This is a genomic window from Geothrix oryzae (genome assembly GCF_030295385.1).
Classification (GTDB): Bacteria; Acidobacteriota; Holophagae; order Holophagales; family Holophagaceae; genus Geothrix; species Geothrix oryzae.
In genome coordinates this window covers 2771889-2783562 of the sequence record NZ_AP027079.1, presented here as the reverse complement: position 1 = coordinate 2783562, position 11674 = coordinate 2771889, and the positions used below count along the sequence as shown (strand labels likewise).

8 protein-coding genes are annotated in these 11674 nt (G+C 68.6%); 2 read left to right on the top strand and 6 right to left on the bottom strand.

Features of this window, described 5'->3' with window-relative positions:
- Nucleotides 1–72: 72 nt before the first annotated feature.
- The 6 genes from QUD34_RS12760 to QUD34_RS12735 all read right to left on the bottom strand — a co-directional run bounded on the left by QUD34_RS12760 (nt 73) and on the right by QUD34_RS12735 (nt 7732).
- Nucleotides 73–2919 carry a M16 family metallopeptidase gene (locus QUD34_RS12760; protein ID WP_286354091.1) on the bottom strand — a complete coding sequence of 949 codons (2847 nt, stop codon included), beginning with the start codon at nt 2917–2919 and terminating at the stop codon, nt 73–75.
- Between the two features lie 83 nt (nt 2920–3002).
- Nucleotides 3003–3620 carry a uracil-DNA glycosylase family protein gene (locus tag QUD34_RS12755; RefSeq protein WP_286354090.1) on the bottom strand — a complete coding sequence of 206 codons (618 nt, stop codon included), beginning with the start codon at nt 3618–3620 and terminating at the stop codon, nt 3003–3005.
- Between the two features lie 119 nt (nt 3621–3739).
- The gene (locus tag QUD34_RS12750; protein WP_286354089.1) at nt 3740–4330 is read right to left on the bottom strand and encodes an isochorismatase family protein; all 591 of its coding nucleotides are present in this window, start codon (nt 4328–4330) and stop codon (nt 3740–3742) included.
- Between the two features lie 9 nt (nt 4331–4339).
- Nucleotides 4340–6415: a M13 family metallopeptidase gene (locus QUD34_RS12745; RefSeq protein WP_286354088.1), complete on the bottom strand. Its 2076-nt coding sequence runs from the start codon at nt 6413–6415 to the stop codon at nt 4340–4342.
- 116 nt (nt 6416–6531) lie between these two features.
- A complete protein-coding gene (locus QUD34_RS12740) occupies nt 6532–7476 on the bottom strand; it encodes a DUF4126 domain-containing protein (protein WP_286354087.1) in 945 nt (314 codons plus the stop codon).
- Nucleotide 7477: 1 nt separating this feature from the next.
- Entirely contained in the window at nt 7478–7732 is a 255-nt protein-coding gene (locus QUD34_RS12735; RefSeq protein WP_286354086.1) for a GlsB/YeaQ/YmgE family stress response membrane protein, read from the bottom strand.
- A 159-nt stretch (nt 7733–7891) separates the two neighbouring features.
- Between QUD34_RS12735 and QUD34_RS12730 the strand changes: the two genes are divergently transcribed.
- Both QUD34_RS12730 and QUD34_RS12725 read left to right on the top strand, forming a co-directional pair.
- On the top strand, nt 7892–8284 hold the full coding sequence (locus QUD34_RS12730; RefSeq protein WP_286354085.1) for a YidB family protein: 393 nt from the start codon (nt 7892–7894) through the stop codon (nt 8282–8284).
- A gap of 100 nt (nt 8285–8384) precedes the next feature.
- Nucleotides 8385–11663 (top strand): S41 family peptidase, encoded by a 3279-nt coding sequence (locus QUD34_RS12725; RefSeq protein WP_286354084.1) that lies wholly within the window; start codon nt 8385–8387, stop codon nt 11661–11663.
- Nucleotides 11664–11674 lie beyond the last annotated feature (11 nt).

Sequence of the window (11674 nt, the reverse complement as noted above, 5' to 3'; positions counted from 1 at the left end):
ATCACGGAAAGGCCTTGATGCCTAACGAAAAGGGAGCGGCATGGCCGCTCCCTTTTCGACGGAACGAGGACGCTACTTCTTGGCGCCCTTGGCGAAATCGCCTGCGCGGACCACATTCAGCTTGGCGGGATCGAGGTGCTTCCTGAGGGCGGCCAGGATCTCGTCGTTGCCGAGGGCCTGGACCTTCTTCTCGAGGTCGGCCTGGAAGGCCTGCGTGCGGCCGTTGAACAGGTCGGCGTTGAGACGCATGCAGAGCTGGCGATCCTGGGCCCGGCCCGTGGCCTGGGACTGGAGCCAGCTGGTCTTGGCGGCGGCGATCTCCTCGGCGGTGAAGCCCTTCTCGTTCGCCAGGGCCAGCTCCTGCCGGAAGGCGGATTCCAGCCGCTCCAGGTTCTCGGGGGCGTAGATGGCATAGGCCATCCACTGACCGACCGCGTCCAGGGCGCTGGCCTGGAACTGGGAGCCCGCGCCGTAGGACAGGCCTTCCTTCTGGCGGAGGCGGTTCGCGATGCGGCTGTTGATGGAGCCGCCGCCCAGGAGGTGGTTGCCCAGCACCAGGGCGGGGTAGTCCGGGTCGCTGTCCTTCACGGGCATGGGGAGGGCCGCGATGAAGAAGGCCTGGGCCTTTTCCGGGGTCTCGAGCTTGGCGCTCAGGGGCTGCAGGCCGGCCTTCAGCCGCTGGGGCATGCGCTGGAAGGGCTCATGGGCCTTCCAGGCGCCGAAGAGCGTCTGGACCTGGCCCTGGACGGCGGCGGCGTCGAAGTCGCCGACCACGGACAGCTCGCCGGCGGAGGTGCCGTAGAAGGCCTGGTGGAAGGCCTTGGCGTCCTCCAGCTTCGCGCCCTTGATCGCGGCGATGCTCTCCTCGAGGCCCATGACATGGCGGAGGTGGCCCTGGGGATAGGGATCCAGGTGCATCCGCAGGGCGGTCTGGGCCAGGAACGCGGGTTCCTTCTTGTTGGATTCGATGGAGGCGGCCGTCTCGCTGACCAGCTTGGAGAACTCCTCCTTGTCGAAGGCGGGCTCCTTCACGATCTCCGCGAGCAGATCCAGCACCGCGGCCAGGTTGGGCCGGGTGGTGGTGACCACGGCCCGGACATTCTCCCCGTCTCCGAAGAGGGAGACTTCGGCCTTCAGCTTGTCGAGCGTGTCCTGGATCTGCTGGCGGGTGTGCTTGACGCTGCCGCGCATCAGCATCTGCGCGGCCATGCTGCCGGGGATGTCCTTGTCCTTCAGGCTGGCTTCGCTGCCCAGGCGGAGGACCAGCTGCAGGTTGACGCTCTCGCCGCGGGTCTTCTTGGGCAGCAGGGCGACCTTCATGCCCGCCACGGTGGTGAACCGCCGGGTGCTGGCGTCGATGTTGGCCGGGGAGGCCTCGAAGGCATCGCCCTTCGCCACGGCGGCCTGGCCCTTGTAGTCCTTCACGAGGGCGGCGGCGTCCACCATGGCCGGGATCTCGGCGCGGTCGGGCTTTTCCGTGGGAACGAACTGGCCCAGGGTGCGGTTCTCGCGCTTCAGGTATTTGGTCGCCGCGGCCTGGACCTGGGCCACGGTCAGCTGCTTGTACCGGTCCCGCTGGAGGAAGAAGAGGCGCCAGTCACCCTCGGCGATGTACTCGGAGAGCGCCACGCCCAGGCGGTCGCTCTCGTTCAGGTGCAGGTCCACCTGCTTCAGGATCTGCTGCCGGGCCCGATCCACCTCTTCCTGGGTGAAGGGCTGCGCGGCGGATTCCTCCAGCGTCTTGAGCAGGATGGCCTTGGCTTCCTCCCCGTTGCTGTCCTTGGGCAGCTGGGTGCCGAAGATGGCCAGGCCGGGTTCCTTGGTGCCGTTGACGAAGGGGAAGACGAAGGTGGCGCGCTTGGTGTCGACCAGCGCCTTGTGCAGGCGCCCGCCCGGCGTGTCTGCCAGGATCTGCCCCAGGACCTCCAGCGCGGGGAAGTCGGGATCGGTGCCCGCCGGAATGTGGTAGGCGGCCATCAGCATCTGGACATCGCCGACCCGGCGGATGATGACGCTGCGCTCGCCGTCCTGGGTGGGATCCAGCGTGTAGGTGGGCTCGAGGGTGCGGGTGGGCTTGGGGATGCGGCCGAGCCGCTCGTTGATCTCGACGAGGGTCTTGGCCTCGTCGAACTTGCCGGCCACCAGGAACACGGCGTTGTCCGGCTGGTAGTAGTTCCGGTAGAAGGCGCGCAGGCGGTCGATGTTCACATGCTCGACATCGCTGCGGGCGCCGATGGTGGACTTCCCGTAGTTGTGCCACTCGTAGGCGGTGGCCATGGTGCGCTGCAGGGTGATGCGGAACGGGCTGTTCTCGCCGCCTTCCATCTCGTTGCGGACCACGGTCATCTCGCCCTTCTTCTCGGCGGGATCCCAGAGGTCCTTCTGGTCGATGTTCGCGTGGACCATGCGGTCCGCTTCCAGGTCGAGGATCAGCTTCAGGTTCTCGTCCGTGGAGGGGAAGGTCACGAAGTAGTTGGTGCGGTCCAGCCAGGTGGTGCCGTTGAAGCGGGCGCCGACCTTGTTCAGGGCCTGCACGGGCGTCATCGTGCCGTCCTTGCCGCTGAAGTTCTTGCTGGGCTTGAAGACCAGGTGCTCCAGCAGGTGGGCCATGCCGGTCTCGCCGTAGTTCTCGTGGCGGCTGCCCACCAGGTAGGTGATGTTGGTCGTGATGGTGGCCTTGCTGGCATCCGGGAAGAGCAGCACGCGCAGGCCGTTGGCGAGGCGGTACTCGGTGATGCCCTCCACCGCCGTCACCTTGACGGGGGCGGGCAGGGGCGCCTGGGCCGCGGTGGCCTTGGGCGCTTTCGACCTGGAGGTGGCCTTTGCCGCGGAAGTGGCGGGCTTGGGGGCGTCTCCCGCCACCAGCGCGAAGGCCAAAGCCCCGCACAAGGGCAAGATGAGTCGACGGGAGAAGGGCATGAGACCTCCAGGTTGGGAAAGATTCCGCAGGGGGAAGGCCCCAGCATACGAGGGGTCTTGGGCCGCCGGGCTGTTAAGAATTGTTAAGAAGGGGCCAGCAGGGTCTGGAGCCGCATCTGCCAGGCGATTCTCAAGTCGTCTAATTTCATTCCTTTACCGCGGTTGGGTGCCCCCTGCAGCAGGCCCTGGGCACTGGGATGCGGCAGGGCCTGGAGGTCGAAGACAGGGGGTTCCGGCAGGCGGCGGAGCACCCACTCCGCGCGCTTGCCGAAGGCGATGACCCGCAGGGGCGAAAGGCTTCCTGCCGCGGCCCGGGCCAGCTCCGCCGCCAGCCGGGCGAGGTTGGCGGGAGCCAGCAGGTCCTTGTTGGAAGGCGCCTGGAAATGCTCACCATCCTTGGTGGGGCAGGCGGGGTAGGCGTTGCTGAGGGCCGTGCCGAGGAGCTTCGGTCTCAGGCCCAGGGCCTTGAAGCGGGCACCATCCCAGTCCTCCCAGGCCGCCCCGGGCACCTCGGCCCGGCCCGTGGCGGCCAGGGCGCGGTAGACGGTGATGCCGGCGCCATCGCCCCAGAAGGGGATGCCGGACTGGTCCGCCCCCCGGGGGCCTGGGGCCTCGCCGAAGAGCAGGACGGAGACAGGACCGGAGTCGGGAAAGAGGGCTGGAACCGCAAGACCGCGGATGCGAGCAGTGGGGCCAGTCATGACCATCCGAAATGGGAAGACCGCAAGGTGGAAGATGGAAAAGATGAATAAGTCACAAAGGATGGCCGCCTGATCTTTGTGCCCTTTGTGGCAGAGATCTTTTCTTTTGAGGCGGCGGGTTAAGTGGGCTGCCCTTCCTTCATCAGCGCGGACAGCGCCTTGAACTGGGGGTGGTTCTTGTCGCGGGCCCACTCGAAGGCCACGGACTCGTGGTTGGTGATCGTGGCCCCGGCGGCGGCCATGCGGTCCAGGGCATGCTTCCGGTATTCCTCGCCCCGACCGCTGACCGCATCCCAGCACAGGTGCACCTCGTGCCCTGCGGCCAGGAGTTCGAGCACGGTCTGCATCACGCAGACATGGGCCTCGATGCCCGCCACCACGATCTGGCGCTTCTCGGGGGGAAGTCCGGGGCGGGCCCGCTGGAGGAGGGGCTCGAAGCCCGCGTCCCCGCAGCAGCCGAAGGCCGTCTTTTCCAGGAAGAAGGTCGGGGTGGACAGCCCGTCGTAGGCCTCACGGATGCTCGGTTCCGTGGGGCCGATGCCCTTGGGGTACTGCTCCGTCAGCACCACGGGCACCGCGAAGAGGTCCGCCAGCCTCAGCAGGCGCCGGGTGGCCTCCAGCACCAGGGCCGGGCGCTGCACCATGTGGACGAGCTTGCCCTGCAGGTCGATGACCACGAGGATGCTGCGGCTGGAATCAAGAAGAGGCATCGGGTCCTCCTACCAGATCTTCACGCGGTCCGCGGGGGCCAGATAGAGGGCCTGGCCGGGTTTCACCTGGAAGGCCGGGTACCAGGCATCGAGGTTCCGCGCCGTGGCGGGGCGGAAGGGGGCGGGGGCATGGCCGTCCGTGAGGATCTGCTGGCGGAGCAGGGGCTCGCGGGCCTTCTCGCGCCAGCTCTGGGCGTAGCTGAGGAAGAACTGCTGGTCCCCGGTCAGGCCCTGCACCACCGGCGCCTCCCGGCCCCCCAGGGACAGGCGGTAGGCGTCATAGGCGGCGGCGAGGCCCGCCACATCCGCGATGTTCTCGCCGAGGGTCTGCCGGCCCTTGATGTGGAGGCCCGGGAAGGGCTCGTAGGCGTCGAACTGCGCCACCAGCTGGTCGGCGGAGGCCTGGAAATGCTTCAGGTCTTCCGGCGTCCACCAGTTGTTCAGCTTGCCGGTGGCGTCGAAGAGGGAGCCCGAGTCGTCGAAGCTGTGGCTGATCTCGTGGCCGATGACGGCCCCGATGGCGCCGTAGTCCATGACCATGGGGCGCTTGGGGTCGAAGTAGGGGGGCTGCAGGATGGCCGCCGGGAAGTTGAGGGCGTTCATGACGGGCAGGTTCACAGCATTCACGGTCTGGGGCGTCATCACCCACTCAGTACGGTCGATGGGCTGGCCCAGCTTGCGCAGGTTCCGGGCGTACTCGAAGCGCTCGGCGCGCTCGGCGTTCCCGAAGGCATCGCCGGCCACGATCTGGAGGCCGCGGTAGTCCTGCCAGCGGTCGGGGTAGCCGACGCCGACCTTGAGGGCATCCAGCTTGGCCGAGGCCTTGGCCTTGGTGGCGGGCGACATCCAAGTCAGCGCCTCGATGCGGGCGCGGAAGGCGTCCTTGATCTTGGCCACCATGTGCTGGGCCCGGGCCTTCTCAGAGGGCGGGAAGTATTTGGCCACATAGGCTTTGCCGACGGCCTCGCCCAGGGCCTGGTTCGTGAGGGCCACGCCGTAGACCCAGCGCTCCCGGGGTTTCGAGGCGCCGCTCAGCACCCGGCCGTAGAAGGCGAAGGACTGGTCGGCCACGGCCTTGGGGAGCACCCGGGCCCGGTGCTGGAGGGCGTGGAAAGTCAGGTAGTCCTTCCAGGTGTCGAGAGGGACTTCCGCGGTCAGGGCGGAGAGGCCCGTGAAGGCGCCGGGTTGCCAGACCACGAACACCTCAGGCTGCTTCAGGTCCGCGGCGGCGAAGAAGGTCTCCCAGTCCAGGCCGGGGGCCTTGGTGCCGAACTCGGCCCGCTTCCAGTGGTTGTTCCCCTTCAGCACATCGCCCGAGTCCTCCCGGCTGGCGTGGACCTTGGCCATGCGGGTCTCCAAGTCCATCACGGCCGCCGCCCGTCGCTCGCTGTCCGACAGGCCTGCGAGCTTCAGCATGGCCGCCACATGGGCCCGGTACTGGGCGCGGACGGTCGCCATGCCTTCGGCAGGATCGAGGTAGTAGCTCCGTTCGGGCATCCCCAGGCCGCCCTGCAGGAGGAAGGGGGCATAGCGGGTGGGCTCGTCCAGATCCTGGGCCACCCACAAACCGAAGAGGTTGGCGGTGTCGATGTGGGTGGCATTCAGCACATCCACATCGGCCCGCAGGGTGCGGCCGAGGTAGCGGGCCAGGTCCTTTCGGTCCCGGATGGCGCCGATGGCCTGGAACGCGGGCTGGAGGGGGGTCAGCCCCCTGGCCTCGATGGCCTTCTCGTCCATGAAGCTCGTGAAATAGTCCCCGATCTTGCGGCGCTCGGACCCGGCCGGGGCCTTGGCCTTCGCCGCGGCCCGGATGAGGGCGGCCGTGCGCCGGTCCGTGAGGTCGGCCACCTCGTGCCCGACGCCGAAGGAGCCCCGGTCCGCCGGGATCTCCGTCCGTTTCACCCAGCCCCCGTTGGCGTAGGCGAAGAAGTCGTTTCCGGGGGCCACGGAGCGGTCCATGCCCGCCAGGTCGAGGCCGTGCACCGCCGGGGCCAGGCTAGCCGGGGCCGGGCTGGCCTTGGGCGGGGCCGCCACGAGTGCGGGGACGGCCAGGCAGAAGGTGAGGGAAGGCAACGCTCGATGCATGTGAAAGAACCCCGATGGATTGCAGGTGGAACGGAGGACGCCCGCCAGGGGGCGAAGAGAATGATACTCACCCCCTGGTCGTTGGATATCTGTCGCCTGAGGACCCCGTCCAGGCTTCAGGCGGTGGGGGCGGCAGCGGGCAGCGCGTGCCGCCAGTCGCGCCCGACGAGCACGACCTGGGGCTTCCGGTCCCGAAGGAACACGGCGGCATCCCAGAGGAAACCCGGGAAGACGCGCACGGGTCCCGGCGCCTCGTCGAAAGCCAGGTGGCGGGCGCGGAACCAGCGGCGGTAGACGAGGTGCCAGCGCCCCTCGGCCCAGACCAGGTAGGCGGCCCCGAGCCGCGGCACCCCCCTCACCCGGCGGGCGTAGCAGGGCAGGATTCCAGCGGCCCCCCCCGGGGTCAGCTCCAGGGCCTTCAGCTCGACCCAGGTGGGGACTTCGTCCCGGTTCCCCTGGCCGAACAGGGCGCGCAGCGCGCCGCGGAAACCCGTGAGCACGAAGGCCAGGGCCCTCAGCAGCAGGGGCAGGAGGAAGGCCGTGGCCACCAGCACCGCCCCGAGCACCGGGAGGGCGAGGGCCGGGTGGCTGTAGGCCAGGGCCAACAGGGCGGCCACGCCCACATCCTCCGCCACGCTGAGGATGCTGTGACTGGCGGGTTCAGGCGCGGTGTGGGCCAGGAGCCGGACGCCCATCTTGCTGCCGTGGGTGCCCAGGGCGATGGTGCCGCCCGCCAGCAGGGCCACGACCTTGGCCACGGGATGCAGCTCCCCCGCCGCGCCCAGGGCCAGGAGGGCGCCGCCCAGGGGGCGGATGAAGGTGTGGAGCCCGTCCCAGACGGGCGTGACAAAGGGCACCTTGTCCGCCAGGAACTCCAGCAGGAAGAGGAGCCCCGCGACGGCCAGCACCACGGGATGGCTCAGGATCGTCAGATCTGCGGGCAGGCCGTGGATCCAGCCAAAGCGCTGCCCCGCGCCCACGAGCAGCACCGTGAGGTAGAGGTTGATGCCAGAGACGGTGGAGAGGCCGAGGATGGCCGCCAGGGTCTGCAGTGGGCCCATCTCAGGCCGTGAACTTCTTGAAGAGATGGTAGGCGCCCAGCAGGATCACCGCGCCCACCACCGACATCAGGAAGCCGGCCCCCTGGCCTTCCTGGTAATGACCCACGGCCCGCCCGATCCAGGTGCCCAGGAAGGAGCCGGCGATGCCGAGGATCATGGTGATGATCCACCCGCCGGGATCCTTGCCCGGCATGAGCAGCTTGGCCACGGCGCCCGCGATGAGACCGATGATGCAGGTCCAGATGAGGTGGAGCATGGAGCCTCCGTTCCGTTTTGATGGGGTGCGGTGCAACCCTACGCCGGCCGGGCACCCCCGTCAACGAATGGACGGAGAATCATTTGAATCGCTTCGGGGAGGCTTGCCCGGCCCCCGATCCAACCGATCCTTGAGGCTCCGACAACCAAGGAGGGCGTCATGGGTCTGCTGGACATGGTGGGTGGCCTGCTGGGGCAGGGCGGCCAGGCGCAGGGCAACAACCCCCTCATGGGGGCGGTCATGGGCCTCATCCAGAATCACCCCGGGGGGATTCAGGGTCTCTTGGCCCAGTTCCAGGAGAAGGGTCTGGGGGACCAGGTGGCGTCCTGGATCGGCACGGGCGCGAACCAGCCCATCAGCGCCGAGCACATCCAGAATGCCCTGGGCTCCGACCAGCTGCAGCAGCTGGCGGGTCAGCTGGGCGTGTCCCACGAGGAGGCCGCCTCGGGTCTGGCCGGGCTCCTGCCCCAGGTGGTGGACAAGCTCAGCCCCGAGGGCAACCTGCCCGAAGGGGGAAATGTCATGAACCTCTTGAAGGGGTTCCTCGGCTGAGGGCCGGCTGACTCCAGCCCGGGGTCATTGACCCGGGAGAAGGCGGGAGGCATGGTGGAGGGGTCTTCCCATCATGCCTCGTCTTCTTATGGATGGACCCATGACCCGCCGACCTTCCTCCCTGAACCCCCTGGCCCTGGTGATGGCCGCGGCCCTCGTCCAGCCGCTCCCCGCCGTGGACCTCCAGGACACCCGGCTGGTGGCCCAGCCTGCCGTAAGCGCCCGGCAGGTGGCCTTCCTCTACGCGGGGGACCTGTGGACCTGCGCCCCGGACGGTGGGGCCGCGAAGCGCCTCACCACCCGCGGCGGCTGCATGGGCACGCCCCGCTTCAGCCCCGATGGGACCTGGATCGCCTACACGACGGCGCTGGAGGGGAATGCCGATGTCTGGGTGATCCCCGCGGCTGGTGGCGAGCCCCGGCGCCTCACCTGGCACCCGGGCGCCGATGTGGTGCAGGACTGGACGCCGGACGGCCGGGCCGTGCTGTTCACCTCGGGGCGCTCGGTGCATACGACGCGCTACACCCAGCTGTTCACGGTGCCCCTCGCCGGGGGCATGCCCACCCAGCTGCCCATCCCCAACGCGGCCCGGGCCTCGTACTCGCCGGACGGCAGCCACATCGTCTACAACCCGCTGTCCGATGCCTTCCGCCAGTGGAAGCACTACCGCGGAGGCACGGCCTCGCGGCTCTGGATCTACCGGGTCAAGGACCACGAGGTCGTCCAGATTCCCCAACCTGAGGGCCGCTGCAACGACATCGACCCCATGTGGATCGGCGGGAAGGTCTACTTCGTGTCCGACCGGGCGGGCGAATTCAACCTCTTCAGCTACGACCTGGCCACGAAGGCGGTCGCGCAGCTGACGACGCATGCGGACTTCCCCATCCTGGCCGCCAGCCACGGCGCGGGCCGGATCGTCTATGAGCAGGCGGGCTGGCTCCATCGGTTCGATCCAGCCACCGGCCAGAGCACCCGCCTGAAGGTGGCCGTGGCGGCAGACCTGCCTGAGGCCCGGAGCCGCTGGGCCACCGGTGCGAAGTGGGCGAGCAACCTGGAACTCTCGCCTTCCGGCAGCCGGGTGGCGGTGGAATACCGGGGCGAGATCCTGAGCGTTCCGGCGGAGAAGGGGGATGCGCGCAACCTGACGAACGCGCCGGGAACCCACGAACGGAACCCCGCCTGGTCCCCGGACGGGAAGTCCCTCGCCTACCTGTCGGACGCCGGGGGCGAGTACGCCCTCAAGGTCCAGGCGCAGGATGGCAAGGGCGAGGTGCGGTCGTTCGCCCTGAAGGGGGCGGGTTTCTACGACAACCTCAAGTGGTCGCCGGACGGGAAGAAGATCGCCTACACCGACAACGCCCTCGCGCTGCGGATCCTCGACCTGGGCACCGGCGCCGTGAAGGCCGTCTCCAGCGAGGTGCTCTACACGCCCGCGCCCACCCTCAACCACAGCTGGTCACCGGATTCCCGGTTCCTGGCCTACACCCGCAACACGGAATCCGGGATGCTGCGCATCCATGTGTACGCGGTGGAGGAGGACAAATCGACGGCCCTGACCGACGGCCTGGCCGACGCCAGCGACCCGGTCTTCGACCGCAGCGGCAAGTACCTCTACTTCACCGCCAGCACGGACGCCGGGCCGGTGCGGGACTGGTTCGCCCAGTCCAATGCCGATGCCCTCATGCGGGGGAACCTCTACCTGATGGTGCTGGCCAAGGACACCCCGTCGCCCCTGGCCAAGGAGAGCGACGAGGAGGGCGGAGCTGCCAAGCCCGAGGAGAAGAACGGCAAGCCCGAGGACAAGAAGGGCGCCAAGGCCGAGGTGAAGGTGCGCATCGATTTCGACGGCCTGGCCGAGCGCATCGTGCCCATCGAAGCCGCCAAGACGGCCTTCTTCACGGACCTGCAGGCCGGCGAGGCCGGCACGCTCTTCTACCTCCGCCAGACCGGCGGCGCGAACCGCTTCAACCGGAGCGAGTCCATGGCCCTCTGCCGCTTCGACCTGAAGAAGCGGGAGGAGACCGTGCTGGTGGAAAAGGCCGATGGCTACGGCCTCTCCGCCGACGGCAAGAAGGCCCTCTACCGGCTGCGGGACGCGGTGACGATCATCCCCACCGCCGGCAAGCCCGAGCCCGGCAAGGGCAAGGTGGCGCTGGAAGGCCTGCAGGTGAAGGTGGAGCCCCGGCAGGAATGGGCCCAGATCCTCGATGAGGTCTGGCGCATCAACCGTGACTTCTTCTACGCCCCCAACATGCACGGCGCGGACTGGAAGGCCATGAAGGCCAAGTACGCGGCCTTCCTGCCCGATCTCGGCACGCGGGCCGACCTGAACCGGGTCATCCAGTGGATGTGCTCCGAGCTGGCCGTGGGCCATCACCGCGGCGGCGGCGGCGACCTGCCCGATGCCGGCAAGCCCGTCCCGGGCGGCCTGCTGGGCGCGGATCTGGAGGTGGCCAACGGCCGCTACCGGTTCGCGAAGATCCTCGGCGGCCTGAACTGGAGCCCCGAGCTGCGCTCGCCCCTCACGGAGCCGGGCGTGAATGTGAAGCCGGGCGACTATCTGCTGGCGGTGAATGGTCGCGACCTGAAGGCGCCCGAGAACCTCTACGCCCGGTTCGAGAACACGGCCGGCAAGCTGGTGGAACTCACCGTGGGCAGCGATCCCGCGGGCAAGGATGCGCGGACGGTCAGCGTGGTGCCGGTGGGAAGCGAAGTGGGCCTGCGCAACCGGGACTGGGTGGAGGGGAACCTCCGCAAGGTCCAGGCGGCCACTGAGGGCCGCGTGGCCTATGTCTATGTGCCGAACACCACCACCCTGGGCCACACCTACTTCAAGCGCTACTTCTATCCCCAGGCGCAGAAGGAGGCCGTGATCATCGACGAGCGCTACAACGGCGGCGGCCAGGTGGCGGACTACTACATCGACCTGCTCCGCCGGCCCTTCACCGCCATGTGGGCCATGCGCTACGGCCAGGACCTGAAGTCACCCCAGGCCTCCATCCAGGGTCCCAAGGTCATGCTGGTGGATGAGACCGCCGGCTCCGGGGGCGACCTGCTGCCCTGGATGTTCCGCAAGTTCGGCCTGGGGCCCCTGGTGGGCCGGCCCACTTGGGGGGGGCTCGTGGGCATCCTGGGCTTCCCCACGCTCATGGACGGCGGCACCATCACCGCCCCCAACCTGGCCATCTGGACCGAGAAGGGCTGGGTGGTGGAGAACGAAGGCGTGGCGCCGGACATCGAGGTGGAGCAGCTGCCCAAGGACATCATCGCCGGCCGCGATCCCCAGCTGGAGAAGGCCATCGACCTGATGAAGGCCGAGCTGAAGAAGAACCCGCCGCAGAAGCTGCAGCGTCCGCCCTATCCGGTACGGACGAAATAGGCCGTTCCCGT